The organism is Peribacillus sp. NPDC076916 (assembly GCF_050269675.1).
Taxonomy (GTDB): domain Bacteria; phylum Bacillota; class Bacilli; order Bacillales; family DSM-1321; genus Peribacillus; species Peribacillus aracenensis.
On sequence record NZ_JBNNIU010000004.1, the window covers coordinates 302,322 to 320,040 of the forward strand.

At 39.6% G+C, this 17,719-nt stretch carries 17 protein-coding genes; all 17 read right to left on the reverse strand.

Features of this window, described 5'->3' with window-relative positions:
- Positions 1-28: 28 nt before the first annotated feature.
- The 17 genes from ACQKFG_RS15180 to ACQKFG_RS15260 all read right to left on the reverse strand — a co-directional run bounded on the left by ACQKFG_RS15180 (position 29) and on the right by ACQKFG_RS15260 (position 17,703).
- Positions 29-1,816 carry a hypothetical protein gene (locus ACQKFG_RS15180; RefSeq protein ID WP_427560248.1) on the reverse strand — a complete coding sequence of 596 codons (1,788 nt, stop codon included), beginning with the start codon at positions 1,814-1,816 and terminating at the stop codon, positions 29-31.
- A 17-nt stretch (positions 1,817-1,833) separates the two neighbouring features.
- Entirely contained in the window at positions 1,834-2,820 is a 987-nt protein-coding gene (locus ACQKFG_RS15185; RefSeq protein ID WP_427560251.1) for a hypothetical protein, read from the reverse strand.
- 135 nt (positions 2,821-2,955) lie between these two features.
- Positions 2,956-3,366 carry a hypothetical protein gene (locus ACQKFG_RS15190; protein WP_427560253.1) on the reverse strand — a complete coding sequence of 137 codons (411 nt, stop codon included), beginning with the start codon at positions 3,364-3,366 and terminating at the stop codon, positions 2,956-2,958.
- On the reverse strand, positions 3,363-5,666 hold the full coding sequence (locus ACQKFG_RS15195; protein WP_427560256.1) for a phage tail spike protein: 2,304 nt from the start codon (positions 5,664-5,666) through the stop codon (positions 3,363-3,365). The genes ACQKFG_RS15190 and ACQKFG_RS15195 overlap by 4 nt, the downstream gene beginning before the upstream one ends.
- A gap of 11 nt (positions 5,667-5,677) precedes the next feature.
- The gene (locus ACQKFG_RS15200; protein WP_427560259.1) at positions 5,678-7,351 is read right to left on the reverse strand and encodes a distal tail protein Dit; all 1,674 of its coding nucleotides are present in this window, start codon (positions 7,349-7,351) and stop codon (positions 5,678-5,680) included.
- Positions 7,348-11,736, reverse strand: coding sequence for a phage tail tape measure protein (locus ACQKFG_RS15205; protein WP_427560262.1), 4,389 nt, complete (start codon positions 11,734-11,736; stop codon positions 7,348-7,350). The genes ACQKFG_RS15200 and ACQKFG_RS15205 overlap by 4 nt, the downstream gene beginning before the upstream one ends.
- Before the next feature lie 34 nt (positions 11,737-11,770).
- Entirely contained in the window at positions 11,771-11,917 is a 147-nt protein-coding gene (gene gpGT, locus ACQKFG_RS15210; protein ID WP_427560265.1) for a phage tail assembly chaperone GT, read from the reverse strand.
- 38 nt (positions 11,918-11,955) lie between these two features.
- A complete protein-coding gene (gene gpG, locus ACQKFG_RS15215; protein ID WP_353871436.1) occupies positions 11,956-12,303 on the reverse strand; it encodes a phage tail assembly chaperone G in 348 nt (115 codons plus the stop codon).
- A gap of 51 nt (positions 12,304-12,354) precedes the next feature.
- Positions 12,355-12,537 carry a hypothetical protein gene (locus ACQKFG_RS15220; protein WP_427560269.1) on the reverse strand — a complete coding sequence of 61 codons (183 nt, stop codon included), beginning with the start codon at positions 12,535-12,537 and terminating at the stop codon, positions 12,355-12,357.
- 3 nt (positions 12,538-12,540) lie between these two features.
- Complete coding sequence (locus ACQKFG_RS15225) at positions 12,541-13,152, reverse strand: major tail protein (protein WP_427560271.1); 612 nt, start codon at positions 13,150-13,152, stop codon at positions 12,541-12,543.
- Positions 13,153-13,188: 36 nt separating this feature from the next.
- Entirely contained in the window at positions 13,189-13,578 is a 390-nt protein-coding gene (locus ACQKFG_RS15230) for a hypothetical protein (protein WP_427560274.1), read from the reverse strand.
- Positions 13,578-13,970 (reverse strand): HK97-gp10 family putative phage morphogenesis protein, encoded by a 393-nt coding sequence (locus tag ACQKFG_RS15235; protein WP_427560277.1) that lies wholly within the window; start codon positions 13,968-13,970, stop codon positions 13,578-13,580. The genes ACQKFG_RS15230 and ACQKFG_RS15235 overlap by 1 nt, the downstream gene beginning before the upstream one ends.
- Positions 13,967-14,335 (reverse strand): phage head completion protein, encoded by a 369-nt coding sequence (locus ACQKFG_RS15240; RefSeq protein WP_427560280.1) that lies wholly within the window; start codon positions 14,333-14,335, stop codon positions 13,967-13,969. Before ACQKFG_RS15240 ends, ACQKFG_RS15235 begins: the two co-directional genes overlap by 4 nt.
- On the reverse strand, positions 14,322-14,618 hold the full coding sequence (locus ACQKFG_RS15245) for a phage gp6-like head-tail connector protein (protein WP_427560283.1): 297 nt from the start codon (positions 14,616-14,618) through the stop codon (positions 14,322-14,324). The genes ACQKFG_RS15240 and ACQKFG_RS15245 overlap by 14 nt, the downstream gene beginning before the upstream one ends.
- A 14-nt stretch (positions 14,619-14,632) precedes the next feature.
- A complete protein-coding gene (locus tag ACQKFG_RS15250) occupies positions 14,633-15,805 on the reverse strand; it encodes a phage major capsid protein (RefSeq protein WP_427560286.1) in 1,173 nt (390 codons plus the stop codon).
- A 19-nt stretch (positions 15,806-15,824) separates the two neighbouring features.
- Entirely contained in the window at positions 15,825-16,613 is a 789-nt protein-coding gene (locus ACQKFG_RS15255; RefSeq protein ID WP_427560800.1) for a head maturation protease, ClpP-related, read from the reverse strand.
- Positions 16,597-17,703, reverse strand: coding sequence for a phage portal protein (locus ACQKFG_RS15260; protein WP_427560802.1), 1,107 nt, complete (start codon positions 17,701-17,703; stop codon positions 16,597-16,599). The genes ACQKFG_RS15255 and ACQKFG_RS15260 overlap by 17 nt, the downstream gene beginning before the upstream one ends.
- Between the last annotated feature and the right edge of the window lie 16 nt (positions 17,704-17,719).

Genomic DNA, 17,719 nt, shown 5'->3' on the forward strand with positions numbered 1-17,719 from the left:
GTCCATGACCCCCTTTAATAAATTCTCTCTATATATTTATTTTTGCTTCTAAAGCTGCTAGTCGTGATTCTAGGTTGGATATCTTCTCATCTTGAAACTTGACTTGTTCTTTTAGTAAAGTGATTTCCTTTTTCTGATCACGTACAACAGGAATAAGCAAAGTCCAAAGGCGGTCATACATTAGCCCCTCTACTTCGCGAGTTCCATCTTCATTAAATTCGTATGTCGCATATTCCGGAAGTCCTGCCGCTATAACATCTTCAGCGATTAAGCCTGAAACTCGTTCTAATTGGGGAATATCAAGTTCTGTCCAATCAACAACCTCACCAGCATGCTCCCTTGTAAGTGCATCGGCATATGCTTCCGTAGCTGCTTTGTCATACCATGTTTTAGGATTAAGGTCTAATATCTTGTACGGGTCCACTTTCGAATCATCAATTTCTAACTTATATTTAGTAGCCGATGTTGTCCGACCAATTACCCCAGACGACGTTACATACATATTGGCTGCAGGAGAATAAGTACGATTGTAAACGTCTATTGATTGAACATAATTGGGAGAAGCTGCGGCATCAGAACCTAAGGTTAATATTGTTCCCGCTGTTGTATTCTGTAACACCAGTTTTCCTTCGGCTTCAAAACTACCACCAGTCCCTTGAATAATGCATCGGGTACCTGTTAAATATATATTACCTGTGGTACCTACTGTAAATCTTCTCGTACTACCTGTGAAGAATTGCAAGGCTCCTTTAGCATTAGAAGCATCGTCAGGAGACTCAAATATCTTCCAACCGTTTCCGCCTAACCATTCTATACCCTCATTACCACCAGGATCAGCAAAAGTTAGTCGATCTACATTAATAAGTTGGTTATTATTCAAGTCGACATTACTATAACTATTCAACATCTGTATTGGACCGTCAACAATAAGAGAACCGCCCACATTTACCATTCCATTAAGTCTTGAAGTACCATTTACGTTTAAATCATTAGTAGTTATTTTAGGATTTTCAAAGAACTCTGCCCTAATATTAGTTTGACGACTGATGCTACCATCTTTATTGAGCTCAGTTAACAGAATATACTTTGGTGCAAGATCTAATTCATATTTTCCAATATCATTAGCGTCATAACCGACCATCCATATAGCCCCATCAGTAATATGAAGATCGTCAGCATTCGCTCGTGATACAATATCAGGATTTTTATCGGTTACGAATATTTCTCCATTCTTCATTTGTACAAAAGTGGTACCATCACCCCATATAGGAGCATTTGCTACTTTTAGGGTAGAACCAGAGATATTAACACCTTGAATATCCCCAGCCTTGATATTACCTAGGTCTGACGATATAGCTGATAATTCTTTTACTGACAGTTTACCAACATCTACGGCTCCTGCTGCTATCTTATCTGCAATAACAGCACCAGCGGCTATTTTGTCAGCTCCGACGGCTCCAACTGCAAGTTTTGCTGCTGAAATGGCGCCTGCTAATATTTTATCGGAGGTTACTGAGTTTACAGCTAATGCATTAGCGAGTATACTACCTGGTACAAATAAAGACCCATCTAAAATTGTTGTATTAGGGACTACTAAATGGGTACCACTTTTATTAACAAATACAAGTAAATCATCAGCACCGAGTGTTGGAAATATATTCGAACCGTAAAAACTAAGAGGATCGCTGAATTTCCAGTAGACGTAAGCTAAATTAGTATTCGCATCGGCTATTTTATACGATTTACCTTTATAACTAATGTTGACACCCGTCCACGATATGTAACCAGTAGACGGGCTATTGTCAAGTACGTTCATGATGTATCACTCCTTTTTTAGAAGAGAAAATGAGTAGCCAAGTTCAACTTGTCCTCACCGATAGATCCTGCCCCTAGTTGTGCTCCTCCGACTGCTCCATTGGCAATATTACCAGAACCAACTGCACCAGCTCCGAGTTTACCTGATGTTACAGCCCCGTTTGCCAATTCGGTTGATCCAACAACTCCACTAGCAATCTTACCTGACGTTACTGCACCTGATGCTAAAGCTGTACTTCCAACCGCACCAGTTCCAATCTTACCAGAGGTTACAGCTCCAGAAGCGATAGCCGTATCGTTTACTGCATTCGCCGCAATCTTACCTGCTGTGACTCCACCTGTAGCTATCTCAGTCCCTGTTACTGCATTAGGAGCTATTTGAGTGGTAGTAACTGCATTGGTTGCAATCTCAGTTGTTCCAACTGCATTCGCACCGATCTTACCTGATACGACAGCCCCTGATCCGATTTGCGCACTACCTACAGCACCCGAACCGATCTTTGTTTGAGTAACCGCGCCGGCTCCTAATTTGACCTCGGTTATTGCTCCGTCTCCCATTTGAGTAGATCCAATTGCTCCATTTGCGATCTTAGAAGTTATAACCGCACCTGAGCCTAATTCATTTGATCCGACAGACCCATCCATTAAAGCGCCACCAGGTGTTAACTTACCGGCAGTCATTGTGCTTGTAAATTTACCACCTTCATTGATACCAACTAGGACATCATCATTCGTTAAAACTGGTTTTGTATCGGACACCTGTAACACAGTATTAGGAGATGCTGAGAACTTCCACCATAAGTATTTCTTATTTGTATTCCCATTTGCCAAGGTATAAGTGACGCCTTTGTACACAATATTTATATCCGCCCATGCTACAAAACCAGCTGACGGAGTGTTATCCGTAACAGTGTAACCATCAATCATATGCGATGCCAGATTCAAATCTGATGTTTGAATTCTTCTTTCGCCGATTCCTGAACCTAGTTCTCTCAATTGAGTCATTCGATAAGTTACATCATGTTGAATACTAGCAAATTCTCTATGCATGTCTTCTCTGATACCTTTAAATTCATTAAGGATAACACCAGCAACTATATTTTTAATATATTTTTTTAACATACTCATTTCCTCCCCAAATTAGAAAATTAAATGTGTTGACCATTTCATCTTTTCTTCACTAATGGAGGCTCCATCAATTTTCTGTCCATTCATGCTAGTCCCATCTGGTGCCGTCCAACTATCGACTATATCCTTTGCTGCTTGTGCAATTGCATCAGTAACACTTAACCACGTCGTGCCGTTAAATTGTAAAGGCGTAACTGAACCATCGTCATTAGGTTTAAACCATAAATCACCACCTTTCGGGTTTACTGGTTCCGTCGCATCATAGTAATTTGTATTTTTACCATTGGCTGATGTCAGTGCAGTGGTTGCTGCTGCTTTAGCTTCGTTTGCTATAATTTTAGAATTCTCAGCAGTCTCAACTGCGTCATTAGCAACCTTTGTCGAATTCGTAAATGGTATATCTACACTGCCCATAATTGTCATGATGGTTCACCTCTCGTATGCTCATTGATACGAAATAGTTGATTTGTTCGTTGGTTTAACTCAATATCTTCATTTCCAAAAGCAAATCCCTGAATAAGCCACTTTTTGCTGTTTGAATCATAGTAATAGCTGATGGTTTCTGGTTCGTTATGATCATTAATTTCCTTGATGGTTCCTTTATCCAACGTGTATACGATTCGATAAACCAGCGATTTTGAGCGAATGTCAAAGCAATATAAACAACGTTGGTCAACACCTGTTGAACCCCCACTTGTAAAATAAACATAAGGATAATCTAAACAGGCTGATTGGTAGGTTTGCTCCGTTCCAAAATAGTTAATATCACTGCCTTTGGCTGTATAAATAGGTTTGAACTGATGATTTAGGACATCACTTTTTTTACAAACATAAAATATTGGATCGGCTTTTCCCGCGACAAAAAGAACGTACCCATTACGCACGTCCAAGTTTGTTCTATAATCGCTAGGCACACTCAATAAATCGACAATGCTGCTGTCTCCCCATTTCAATACTTTGTTAGCCTGATATTTATATTTCACAATATGCCATTTATTATTGTTGTCCCGATAATAAGACCATATCCACATCTGACCATTTATATATTCAATTCCAAAGTGAGAGCCATGCCCCCCATTGATTGCCCACATTCGGTCTTTGATTGCTCCGGTTAAATCGGTACGGGTTACGACATAACTTGAAATAGCCGTGCCATTTTTTGAACCTGTGTATGTCTGGGACCAATAGATATCTCCACGATCATTATCAACCTGTGCATACTGAGCAACGGTTTTGGTGAAATCGTCCCAGCCAGATGGAGCATTCATTTGCAATGTACAGAAATAGGCTGCGTCTTCTTCTGAAGCAAAAAGGATTGGATCACTTAATCCATCGTCGACCTGACAACGGATAGTGCTGCCAACTACCTCAGCCCCAACAGTAAGAACATTCCCTATCCCTTTATGTGCATTTTCCCAAACGGTGTCGTGACTTCCATCAGAATTGATTTTTACCCATATAAATTTTTCTTTTGTGATTTTTGATGTGATTTCCTCAATTCCATAGTAAACACGGATAATAATTCGTTTTTCACTATCATCTGCAAAGTCCGTCCCATCTGGGGTGAAATATTCAATCTTATAAGATTTAGCCTGCTCTGCAGCTTGTTCTGCCTGCGAAGCTTTTGCTCGTAATTCCCATATAACCTGTGGAGTGACAGCCAGAATTTCAATGAATTCTCCCAAGATGACTTTATTGTTTGGTGGATTAGCCTCGGATTCATCTAATTGAATGGTCCTGGCTGAAATCGTCAGTTCTGGTTGCATAGAGAAATCCACTACTTGGATATGGTCACCCAAATTCGGTTTTCCCCTGAGGTGAGCAACATCAACAGCGTAATTGTATTTAGGGTGATTCCATTTCTTCATTTGTTCTTCTGCCCAGTCCATTAAACCACTTGGATTGAGAATTTGATAATTAACAATGTATCCTTCCAAATAAGGTCCGCCATTGTTAAATACGTCATTAGCATCTTCATCCACAATGTACTCACGACCATTATTGACACTTGCAATAGTAACGAGTTCATTCTTGCTATTAGTACCGCCGTAAACAAATAATTTAGTATACATTTCATTGTCACTGCCTGTACGTTTCAACCCTACCAGATCATGACTATATTCCAGACGATTTCCCGTTGATTCCCCTAACTCCTCCACAATGTCCATTAAAATCCGGACAATTTTCCCGTTATACACTTGGACATAACCACGAATCTCAACACTTAACTGGCTAGTAAGCTGATCCAGCCAATATTGGGCATTATTGCCCGCAGAGAATTCAAGGGATTTCGTTCCACCAAAAAAGTCCATATTACCAATGTCTACTCCAGTACCTTGCAAAGTATATTCAAATGCAGTTTGGCTACTTGCAGCACTGAATTTCTTTGCCGGAACAATCTTATGCACAAGTTTCCAGGCCACCAGATTGATGGCATAAACAGCCTTTACGTGAGTTGGGCCAATTACATCATCTTCCCATTCAATAATTCGATAGCAATAAAAAAAGCCATCATCGCCCTGTTTTAGAAGGTGATAGCCTTGTGTCATGAATTCCGTTTCCCTATATCCGTATGGGACACTGATTTGCAAGGTATCTGACCATATTTTCCCCTGGTCATCAGCAATTTTCACGGATCGTAAATCATCATAAAACTTGCAGCCTTTCCCGTTTAAATCAAGGACCCCACACACATTTAAATCAGGATCTAAAATCGTATACAAGCTATCACCTCCTAATTCTTGGTCGGCCTATACTCATAGTACCAATCTGCTTCGTCAAGGTCCGGTTCAAAAGCAAATGCTTTTTGAATTCCACCTTGCATAATCGGGAAATCAGAACCGATATAAAATTTCTCCATAAACGGTGCACCATTTTTGTAAACTGTACGATCTTCTGCATTAATCTTGATTTCATCACCTTTATGGGCGATGACGGTCGGTGCTTCTGTAGAATTATTACCGCCATCAATTATGTTCCAAACTTTCACGTCAGTTAGGGCCATATTGTTACGCTTGTAGGCTTTTGGTGGATTTGCCGCATCCTCTGTAATATCCATCTTTGCAGTATAAAAAGCAATTCCAGCTAGTTTCTTATTTGAAAATTGATTTTTTGTATCCGTCCAATTTACAATGATTGGCTTATTCCATAGAGGATTAGAGTCGGAATCAAGCTTTAGAATATAAACTTGATACTTGTTTCCGATTTTCTGTAGTCTTAAATATCCATAGAAATCGGTAAATGTACTTGTTGATGAATCTTCGTCAAGCTTCACTGTTTTCCATTGCTGAACTGTTTTTGTTTTTCCTTTTGATGTTACTTTCTTTGTTCCTGCACCCAATTTTATAGTTTTGGTTCTTTTCTTCCCTTTGGTCACTTTCCCTTTGCCTGCATAAATGTCTTTGAAATTACTAGCCGTTCCTAACCGGAAATGGACTTCGACCTCTTCACTATTGCCAACGTCTTTCAGCATGATTTTTCCCATTCTGGCCCCATTTTCATCCAATAGATACACCTCGCATTTTCCACGTGCGCGAGGATAATATTGATAATTGTGCATTCTAACGAGTAACCTAAAATCTCCGTATGCATTTGGCAGCCATTGTTGTCGTACAGGTCCATGCCATTTATAATCGTTTGTGGATGGTCCAAAGTTTGAAACTCCATTAGCGTCAACGGCCACCTTGATTGCATTCGCTGTGCTCCTCATTTGACCACTCGGAATACCATTTTCAAGGGCAAAGGTTAAGTTGCTTTTCGTTATTTCAGTCCAGGTAGCCAAAGTATTACAAGGGTCATGAAGTACAAGTGGTTCCTTGTTTATTGGTGAATCTCCTGTGTCAGGATCCACCTCTGCCCCTAAATACACATAGTTTCCTTCCTCATCAGTAATGGCTATTTTAGTAACGTCCTTTTTAGGCAAACAAGTAAAAATGGGATAGCACTCTGCTGTCCCATTCGGAGAAATTGTTGTTGGATTTGAAAGCATATCATGATTTTCATATTCCCCGTAACCCTTTGGATCACTACAAGCAAAAGTTAAAGTACATTGTGCCCAATGCGTACGTTCAATCCGTTCCGGGATGGTTACGTTTGTAAAATGCCCATAAAAAGTTATATCTGATTCGTCACCGAAGTTCATAGGGAATTCACCATCACCAAACGTCATTGCCAATTCGGCCAATCGATGAATTTTTTGTACTCTTTCCGATTCAGATTGAGCTTTGATGGTTATTTCAATATCGAAAACTCTCTGCCCGTAGTTATTGCCTAAAAACAAGCTGCCAACCATACCAGGAACGTCTTGAGTTGTCTCGGTGATTTCAGGGGTAACAGGTCTCTTGATTTCATTAATTATTAAACCTATTTCTTTTTCTAGGTCAATTCCGCAGAAGATGACTGAAGTCATATGGTTGCTACCCCCTTGAAAATATTCCTAACGCGAACTTGCTTATCATTTTCTTTCTTGTTTGCATCAAATATTTGTTTGGAACCAATATAGATATTGTTATCCTTTAAGACAAGCTGTGTTAATAGCTTGATTTGTTGTGTCATTAGGTTGATTTGTTCATCTTGCTTATTGATAATGGCAGAGTAATCGTTGCTACTTCCACCCTTTATATTAGGCAGCTGGTTTGGTCGTTTATTGCCTTGTATGTCTTTACCAGCTAAAGCAAGAAGCTTCATCGCGTCTGATCTCCGGCTTGGATCAGTGGGAATAACCCATTCAGGCCATCCACCTTCAGCCAAATTATAGAGACCCTCATTCTTGACGAATCCCCCTGTTTCAAATTTCCTACCACCTCTTGGACCCCAGCCTCGTTTTCCGTAAGGTAAGTCTCTGCGCCATGTTTTGTTGTTGAAGAAAGCTAATAGTTGGTCGTAACCAGAATAAATATTATTATGACCTTTCACTGCATAAGACCTGAACGTTTGCGGGATGTACTGAAGCAATCCACGTGCGGGGTTTCCTGATAAAGTATTAATATCTCGTACTAATGGGCTTTGAACTATACTTTGATTCCCACCTGATTCTCTTTGGATTTGTGCGATAATACCATTTAATTCAGAGCTGGTTATGCTTTCTTTCATAGCCATAGCAGCCTTTAAAATTTGGCCTCGCCAAGCTGAAGCACCGCCTGTAATGTTAGGAGCTTCCCCGCCGCCACCTAATGGGAACTTTTCCATTAATCCTTTAATCCAGTCAGTTCCCATATTTATAAATGATTTAATTGGACTACCTGTTAATTTGTTCATCCAACTAGGTATCAATGAGTCTTTCAAATTGAATTTTTCAAATCCTTTACCTAAAAGGTATTTTGGCCCTTTGAACATCCAATCAAAATAATTGCCGGTTCCTTTTTCGTAACCAGGCATTCCATAACGTTTTAAAACTTTTTCTGTATGGTGATTTGGTAAAACAGTGGTTCCAGGAGCTAAATTTCGAAGCTCAGCGCCTTTACTTCCGGATAAATATGTTCCTTTACCCGGTTCATGTATTAATTCTCGACCCTTTTCAGATACAATAGCGAGGCCTCCACGATGGCTGCCATTTGGTGTTCCTTTTGCCATCATGGGTACTGGATCTTTAGCGACACTTTTATTAGGCTTTTTTAATGACGGTTTATCTTTTGTTTTACTTTGTCCGAATATATCCCTGACCCAGTCGACGAAATTTTTAATTCCTCCAACCATCTTATCCCAACCAGTAAGGACCTCACCCGTTTCCCAGTTCACATCACTGATGTGTTCTTTAGCTTGTTTTTTAGAAGCTTTGACAACACCTTTATGCATTTCATTAGCCTTCTTAATAGAACCTTCCTTTTGACGTTTTGCCTCACGGATTAATGTATCAGCTTCTTCAGCACTGATACTGCCTGTCTCGTCACGTTCACGAATAATGGCTGCAATTGCTTTATTATATTTTTCGTTGGCTTCTTTAATGGTCCCGTCTTTAGCCTTCTTACTGTCAGCAACAGTTTTTGCAGCTTGTCTTGCAGTAATTGAACTAGCGTTAATTCTTAATTTCTCCATGATCGCTTGTTGTTCTACTTGACCTTTTGACAAGGTTTTTACAGCCATATCCCTCATTTGTTGATTTATGGCGGCAATTTCGGCTTTTTCAAATTGGGAAGTTTCCCTTTTCTGTTCAACGGCTCGATCGGTGATTTCTTTAACTCTATCTTCGTACTGCTGAATTTTAGCAAGTTTCTCCTTGTTAGCTGTTTCCATTTTTCCGAGCAATTCTTTTTGGTAGTTGTCTGTGAGAACACTGCCTGAAAATACACTTTCTATATTTTTCTTACTATCTTCAAAGTCCTTCTTCAAACTATTTTTAATAGTTCCACCCATTTTACTGAATGTATCTACCAAATTATCAGCCATATCTTGAGAAACGGCTTTTCCTGAAGAAGACATGAGGTTTAATTGCACAGTAGCATCGTCATTCAACTTTTTGTATCCTAAAACAGCTTTTGTTGTTGAATCAGAAACCTTATTGCCAAAATCATTTAATGCAGGGATCTGCTCTTCTTTAAGGTGTTTATATAGCTTTACCCCACCAGTAATAAGTTCAGGGATAGCTACGGAAGCTAATAATCCGATTGGTCCTCCCAAAGCTCCTGCACCAAGACGTGCTGCACCTAGCCCTTTTGTAAGAGTTCCTATTCCACCAGCAGATGCAAGGGCGGTCTTCCCAAATCCAAAAACGGCTTTTCCTCCTTTTAATATTTCCGGTAAAAACGTAGTCGCAACCCCTGCAACCAATCCCCATTTACCACCAAACATCGTCATGGCCCCGCCTGCGGCTGTAGCGCCACCTCGTAGAGCTCCCATTCCTTTTGTGGACTTTGCCATTGCAACATTCGCTGTATTCATTTTTGTGGAAGCAACTAATGCAGAATTACCAAGCTTAGTCACAGAGGTACTAGTCAGCGCTGTTTGAAGGCGGTATTTACCGAACATACCAATACCTTTTCCAAGTCCTGCAGTTAATACACTTACTCCTGTTGCCGCGCTACCTAATAAAGATAGAAGAACACCAACTGCAGTTCCCAGACCTAGGACAACAACTGATAACGCTCCACCTATGGCAACGGTATGTTTCATGGATGGTGATAAATTGTTGAACCACTCCACACTAGATTGAATATGTTCAGCAAGCACTCTCAGTGGTGGAAGGAGTTCTGTTCCAATGCTTATTCCAGCAGTTTCTAACGCACCTTTTAATTCTTCTATGGTACCTTTTAGGTTATCAAGCTTCTGTTTGGCAACATCTGATGCCTTTATCTTATTTAAGGCTGTCGTCATACCGTCTATGCCTTTAGCGCCTTCTTTGTAGAGAATGTTACCTGCTCGGATAGCATCCGAACCAAACATGGTATTTAAAGCATTTTGTCGTTGTTCGTCATTCAATCCTGACATCGATTTCTTTAATAAACCCGCAATTTCAGACATGGATCTAATTTCGCCCTGTTCATTGTAGAAGGCGCTGGAATTCAAACCTGATGCTTCCGTCACTCTGTCATAGGCCTTTTTCAGGTCCGCTTTTGATGCAGCTGCTCCGGCTTCTTGTTTGGCTAATAATTTCAAGCCCTCTTGAATACCTTCCACACTTCTCTCAGTAGGGGTGATTCCCTTATCAACTAAGTACTTATAACCAGCTGATACGTTATAAGCTGATAATCCTAATTCGTCGAACTGCTCCCGTGCCGCCTTTGTATGGGGGGAAAGGTTTAGCAACATGGTTTTCATGGACGTTCCCGCGTCGCTACCCTTTAATCCGTTTTGAGCAAATACACCAAGAGTTGCGCTTGTTTCTTCAAAGTTGAGCCCCACACCACTTGCAACTGCTGAAACGGCAGCCAATCCGTAATTCATTTCACCTACCGCAGTAGCTGAAGCATTGGCCGTACCTGCAAGAATATCAGCCGCCCGGGTGACGGAAATATTATCATCTTTAAAAGCATTTAATGCAGTGGATGCAATTTCCGCAGCATCGGCAAGCTCTAATTCACCAGCCGTTGCAAGGTTTAAGGCTCCACTTAGGCCGCCGTCTAATATATCTTTCACAGATACACCGGCTTTGACTAGTTCTTCGATTCCTTGGGCTGCTTCGGTAGCTGAATACTTTGTTTTCTCACCCATGGTTATGGCTAAGGTTTCAAGCTCTTTACCAAACGTTTCAGCTTCTTCGGGGGACATAACAGACTTCATAGATGAAATCTGAGATTCAAAGTCCATTGCCTTTTTTGTTGCGAAGGCTAGACCTCCTCCGACAGCTGCTGTTGCCACACCAAATGAGCTAGTCATCCCTTGCCCAACTTCATTCATTTCTTGCCCTGTACTATTCAACTTACCCGAAAAGACAGTTAATCGCTTGCTCATTCTGCCCCAACCGGATTCTGCAAGTTTTTGCTTCTTTTGGAGATTTTTTAATTCATCACCAACTCTACCAACATACCGTTCTAAATTTTTTAAAGAAGCTACTTCATCGTTATAGCTTTTAGCTGCATTTTCTGCTTGTTTGGAACCCTCACCATGCTCTTTTCGCATTTTTTCATAGCTTTTCATTGCTTTATCAGTGATGGCCTTTTGGACTTCCAATTTCTTATTTAGGCCTTGTAATCGAGTTTCATATTTTCCTACTGATTTATCACTACGATCAAATGCAGAAAGATTAGCTTTCATTTCGCTATTAACTAATTTTAATTTTCCTTTCAAATCAGTTAATCCGCTATCAAGTTTTAACGTATCCAAACCGAGCCCTATAGATAATCCTTCAATTTTCTCCATCAATTACCCTCCCTTCACATGCCAAAAAAAGCCCCTATCCTCCGAATGCGGTAATTAGGGACTTTTCATGTCTTGGCTTATTTTCTTCGCTGAGGATTTCAATTAGAAAGTGAAAGGGCATGTTTAAAACTTCATTGATGTCCTTCCCGTTTTTCACATACTTAAGGATGAGTTTATCCATATATTCCTTTTGTTTAGCAGGAGAAAAGTCCTCATCCGTTAACCTTTCTTCTCCATAAACTTTTTTGTTTCATCGCTTTGATACCCTCTGGACACAAAAATAATTTGTTCTTGAAGGGTCTCAAGAGCATCAGGTGCATGCAGGCCGTTAATTAAGTCTTGTGGTGTAAATTGCTTGTTGTAAATTTTATTGGCTACAATATCTATCATCTTATCGAAAAATTCTTTATCAGTTAGATTATCCTTATTCATCTCATCTTCTATATCAATAGCCTCGTATACTACTGAAAATGGAATAAAAACGGGAGTTAAATATGTTTCGGTAATGACTTCCTCTTCTTTTACTTCTTTCACCAATTTGATCATATTGCGTTTTAAGTTAGCCATTTCAACACGTCTCCTTTTCTAATGAAAAAAAGAGCAGGCATTAGCCCACTCTTAGATTTCTTTAATGACTGGTTTTCCCATCTTATTATCAGAGGACAACAATTCCTCTAATCGCTCTTCCTCAACCTTTTTATTACCCGGTTTAGGAAATGAATCACCTTTACGATATATCTTACCCTTGTCCTGAAGGTCTTTAAAATCAGCAATGGCTTGATATTTCTTTTTCTCACTCATTTATTACACCCCCGCCGGTGCGCCAGTACCAGGATAGGCTTTTCCAAAAATAGCTTGGAAGAGTGCATCACGGCTAGTAGTTTCGCCTTTTTTGTCTATACCGAAAAGTACAGATTTAGGCTTATCAAATCCATCTACATCACGATCCATAAATTCTGCAGAAGTTTCCTCGTTTTGAAATTCCACACTATCTTCTTTGGTCTTACTGGAAATGTTAGGACGCATGAATATTCCTTTTGGTAAGCCTACCCATTCCTTTGTTCCATCTTGTGAGGTTTTAGCAAATACACAAGCCACATATGGAGGGAAATCGTCAGGGCCAAATGAATATAGTCCTTCGTTAGATTCCAATCCAAACAATATTTGTTTATCCTCCGCAGGTAACTTGTGGAAGGCTGATGTAACACTGATATTTCCGTTTGATACGGCAATTTCAGCTGTTGTATTGTCACCATATGCCCTAACTGCTTCTTGCGGCATCTCCACTGTGATTTCCTGTAGGAATCTCACACGTTCAGGTTCCATTGAGGTAACCTCAACTCCCGATTCAGCTAATGTTGCATAATAAAATTCTTGTACCCCTGTAGTGGATTTATACGTCTTTTCGCCTGCCATTCACAATCACTCCTTATAATTAATAAAAAAAGACACTTATAAAGTGTCTAGATCATCTCTGTATAACTTTCCTCGATACCTTCTGGCGTCCCGATAAATACCTGTATCCTCATCCCATTCATCCACACCAGGCCTTTGATGAAATCCAAAATTCCACATGACTTTACCAATCTGTTCAGATAATTCTCTTGTCGCGGTTCTATTCTTTGACCACACTTCAATTTGATAAAGGCAGTCATATGTTAGCCAAGTATCATCAGCAAAATCTTTAGGCAGAGGAACATCCAATGGATCTATGATGATATTAGGAGCCGTTGTTACGCTACTTGTTTCAGGAAACTCATAAAATTTAAACCTTCCTGCAGCCTTCTCCTTAATAATCGGGTCAGCAATCAGTTCGTTATATACAATCCCTAATACATCCATCAAATCCCCTCCTTTATCACCCTTTTTATGGTGTTTCGATATTCCTTCTCGGCGCTTCTCATAGCCTTTGCAATGGCTCCCTTACCTTTTGGGTTTGGGTTTTTAACTGTACCAAATTCGTTCAAGTGGATAATCCTGTAACGGTCTTTAGGACCTTTCCAATGAATCTTAATGGTACGGAAACCATTCTCCCACATTGGTTCGGAAATAGTCATTTCATCGATTGTAGCACCTGTATCCTTAAAGGATTCAAACTGGCTTTTTAATTCCCTGACAAATACCTCTGCACCCTTTTTCAAGGCCCTATCACTTAATTGCTGCATCTTCAATTTGCCGATGTGTTTTTCTATATCCACAATCAATTTCTTTGCACCTGTCAATTTAACACTCATTCGGTTAGACCTGCCACAATAGTGATGAATTTCTTGTTCTGCAAGTCAGGTTGAACGTGTTTAACGTTAAATCGCTTGTCACGGTATTCAGGAGCATCGATAGAAAGATAATGCTTATTATTAGGGATATAATCAGCTTGTGGATCTCGTATCTTAATGGTGATATCAGATAAGGTCCCATTTGCTTTAGCTATCTCCAAATCTTTCAACCAAACATTATCAATTGCGGCCCAAGTCTGATATAGAACATTTTTTTCAGATTCGCCTGGTTCCGGCCCCTCATTTGTTCCATACTCATAAAAAGTAATAGGAGTACGTAAATCCCCTGTATTAACCCTTGGTGGCTTATATTTAAATGGCTGCATCTGAATCACTCTCTTTCAGTGCAATCGATAAACCTAAACTATTAATCTGGCTTAAAAAGTTGTCATTAAAGTATTCAAGGGCATCGTTATAACTGTATCGAGTACGTTCAAAAACAAGCTCCTTGGCCCTCAAGTCTTTTTCAACATCAAACTGACCGCATTTTTCCCGCAAGTCCACAATAGAAAAGGACAACAATCGTTTTAAATTGTCGTCCTCAATCGAATGGGAAATATGCATGCGTTCCTTAAATTCTTCCAATAGGTCGGATGATACATCCTCCATTTACCTCACTCCAATCAAACACCTTCTGGTGCAGGCGCAAACGTAATATCCAGATCATAGACCAATGCAGCTTTATTATCCTTTGGTTTACCATTCGCAAATTGTTTGATTGTATAAAGTGTTGCATCTTCAATAGCAAGTGTCTGATCAAACTTCTTCAGCTTGTAACCTCCGGCAATGGCTGCCAGGTATTGGCCTTTTACAAAGAAAAGTGCTTTTCCAACAGGCACCTCTTCCGATTCAACAGTTTGAATGTTATAAGGTAATGCCATTACCCATTGGCCATTCGCAGTCTGAATGGTGTTCCTTGCTTGTACACCAATGGCATCAATTGGATTTACAACCATTACGATTTTATTTAATACTTTGCGAGATTTGCCTTCAGGATCTGCTTCCGTTGGCGCAGAAACAGAAAGAGCTTTTACAACATTGTAGAGTTCGCCAGCAATCACTTCTCCGTATTGAGAAGGAGCAAATGTTAATGTTCCAGAAGAAGTTTTGTCGGATACTGCTCCATTTGTAGCAACGTTTTTCATCAATCCGACAGGTTGATTAACAGAAGGACCACCGCCATTAACATATCCAAATTCTAAACCAACAGAATAGCTTTCTACCAATAGAGTACGAACATAACGTTCAACCCATTCAGGTCCAAGATCAAGCATATCGTTTGGTATAGCCGCGAAAGCTGTTAATTTCAATTGACCGATTTGTTCTTCTCTAAATGCTGCATTGACCTGTCCTTTGATTTCACCAAACAACGGACCCCATGCGTATGCCTTAGTTGCATCAGAATAAATAAATTTAGTGACCGCTCCAAGATCTTGTAAGCCAATTGCTTCAAGTAAAGGGTGCTCTGATACTAAGTCCTCAAATACCCTTTCTTGTGTAGTGACCGGAAGAGTATCTTCATCATTAAAACCACCATCTTTAACCACAGCATTAAAGAATTTTGTTTCTTCAGAAGTTAGTACGTTCTGTCCGCGCTGTTGAAGAATGGAACGATCAAGCATTTCATCATTCACCTGTGTACGGACTGTATTTACTACTTCGGATTGCAAGGCATCAAAGAAGTTTTGAAAGGCTTTTGTTTGATCCGCTTCGGTCGCCTCCTCATTTGCTAACACGGCCGTTAATTTTGATTTTGCCTCGTTGAACGTTTCTGATTTGTTGAATTTAATAGTCATTATTTGTTTCCTCCATTTTTTATAATTTTAAAAAGAGCTTGCTCAAGTTTCGCTTTGCAGCTGGTACTTGTTCAGGCTCTTTTGGTTTAGGTGTTAATTCATTTGTGAGTTCATTTTTTAAATCAGCAAACATTTTCTTTAAAGAACCTTCTGTCACAAAATTCGATGGATCATCAGGTTTTGTTGATTTTTCATTCATGATTTTATTTCTAATTCCATTAATCACTTGTTGTGGAATCATACTTGGTCCTGTCGAGGAAGCTGTAAATTTAATAGTATTATCCATGAACATAATTTCATCTACTAAGCCATTTTCTAAAGCTTCTTGAGGACCCATCCACGTCTCATTTGCCATCATATCCAGCAATTCTTCTTCTGACTTTCCACTTTTAATCACATAGGCATTTACAATAGATTTATCTATGACTCTTAGCCATTCAGCAGTCTTATTCATATCTCGATGATCACCATATCCACCCGATGAGGCATTGTGAATCATTATTTGTGCGGTTGGTGAGATACGGACCTTATCTGCTCCTAAAGCAATAACTGAAGCAGCACTAGCAGCTAGTCCTACTATTTGGGCTTCAACATTACCAGAATAATTTTTTAAAGCTGTATATATCTCTGAACCATCCCACACATATCCGCCTGGGCTATTAATCGAGACAATCACATCATCCCCATTTGCATCAGCCAGGGCTTTCGATACCATATTTGGACTTGTTGCTTCCATTTCAAACCACTCATAAATCCAAGCTTCATCATTTGAAATAATAGGCCCTTTAATATCAATCGTCATTGCCATTTTCATTCTCACCTCCTTCAAGTACTTCGGAATAATTCTTGGTCATCACATACTTCTCCATCATTGGATCGTCCACCCTTTCAAGACCAAGCTCGCTTCTTAGTTCATTTCCATTCATAATTCCAGAAGCTCTTATTTTGTCTATCGAAGTAGCTAAGTCGAATATGCTTTGATATGAAACCTTCCTAATATCAATACAATCACCATTTAGAAATTCTTCTTTGGTAAAGAACTTGACATCCGCTTCATCCTTTATTTTTTTTAATAAAGGACTTGCAGTAAATAACATATAGTTCTTTGTCTGCTTTTCAACATCGGCCATTTCCCCATGCAATAATCCGAGTGGTATTCCCATTGCAAGGGCTACTTGGTCTAAAAACCCATTCGTTACTTTATTAATTTCATCCACACTTTGACCATTTACCGAACCGCCACCGTTCGTCAGTTCAGAATACTTTATCCCCTTCTGTTGAGGGATTATGGCAACATCTTTCTCTGCGACTGCTTTATACATATTGTCGATGAAGGACTGTAACTGAGCCTGCTGCTCTTCAGTTTTAGCAGCAATCATATCCATGTCCACAGTCCCACGAATTTGATTTTTTCGTTTTTGTGCATTTAGAATACGGCCGAACAATTCACCGTAATCAGTAAATAACCCGTCTATTAACGGAGTTAAATTTTCGTTTTTGTACCTCATATGAATTACTTCTCCTTGAGAAAAGGAACGAGCAAACTCATAATCTTTAACTTTAACCTTGGTAAATATGTCTTCATACACGGCGAATTGCTTATGTTCAAAACTATCTGCAATTAGTAAGTCGCCATCATCAGATTGAATGATAAGACATTCATTGTCATACACCAATTTGTGAACAAAGGTTTCCCAAAATGTTGTTGCCGTCATGTTTTTGTTTGGCCTTACATTCAAATGGTAATAAATTTCATCCTTCACAAATTCTTTACCCTTTTTCACTCTGAATTCTGTTTGGCTTATGGTTCTTCCAAGGAAGGAAACACAGGTATCAATGGCAAGCTTTTTCATGTGTATACGCTTCGAAATGTCTGGTATTAATTCCACATCGAACATAAAACCAAGTTCACTA

Coding starts and splice junctions, on each gene's coding strand:
- ACQKFG_RS15240 (WP_427560280.1), bottom strand. CDS start 14,335: ATGCAGCCATTTAAATATAAGCCACCAAGGGTTAATACAGGGGATTTA.
- ACQKFG_RS15180 (WP_427560248.1), bottom strand. CDS start 1,816: ATGAACGTACTTGACAATAGCCCGTCTACTGGTTACATATCGTGGACG.
- ACQKFG_RS15230 (WP_427560274.1), bottom strand. CDS start 13,578: ATGGATGTATTAGGGATTGTATATAACGAACTGATTGCTGACCCGATT.
- ACQKFG_RS15200 (WP_427560259.1), bottom strand. CDS start 7,351: ATGACTTCAGTCATCTTCTGCGGAATTGACCTAGAAAAAGAAATAGGT.
- ACQKFG_RS15260 (WP_427560802.1), bottom strand. CDS start 17,703: ATGTTCGATGTGGAATTAATACCAGACATTTCGAAGCGTATACACATG.
- gpGT (WP_427560265.1), bottom strand. CDS start 11,917: ATGGATAAACTCATCCTTAAGTATGTGAAAAACGGGAAGGACATCAAT.
- ACQKFG_RS15235 (WP_427560277.1), bottom strand. CDS start 13,970: ATGAGTGTTAAATTGACAGGTGCAAAGAAATTGATTGTGGATATAGAA.
- ACQKFG_RS15190 (WP_427560253.1), bottom strand. CDS start 3,366: ATGACAATTATGGGCAGTGTAGATATACCATTTACGAATTCGACAAAG.
- ACQKFG_RS15245 (WP_427560283.1), bottom strand. CDS start 14,618: ATGGAGGATGTATCATCCGACCTATTGGAAGAATTTAAGGAACGCATG.
- ACQKFG_RS15250 (WP_427560286.1), bottom strand. CDS start 15,805: ATGACTATTAAATTCAACAAATCAGAAACGTTCAACGAGGCAAAATCA.
- ACQKFG_RS15185 (WP_427560251.1), bottom strand. CDS start 2,820: ATGACTCAATTGAGAGAACTAGGTTCAGGAATCGGCGAAAGAAGAATT.
- ACQKFG_RS15225 (WP_427560271.1), bottom strand. CDS start 13,152: ATGGCAGGCGAAAAGACGTATAAATCCACTACAGGGGTACAAGAATTT.
- ACQKFG_RS15220 (WP_427560269.1), bottom strand. CDS start 12,537: ATGAGTGAGAAAAAGAAATATCAAGCCATTGCTGATTTTAAAGACCTT.
- ACQKFG_RS15205 (WP_427560262.1), bottom strand. CDS start 11,736: ATGGAGAAAATTGAAGGATTATCTATAGGGCTCGGTTTGGATACGTTA.
- ACQKFG_RS15255 (WP_427560800.1), bottom strand. CDS start 16,613: ATGGCAATGACGATTGATATTAAAGGGCCTATTATTTCAAATGATGAA.
- gpG (WP_353871436.1), bottom strand. CDS start 12,303: ATGGCTAACTTAAAACGCAATATGATCAAATTGGTGAAAGAAGTAAAA.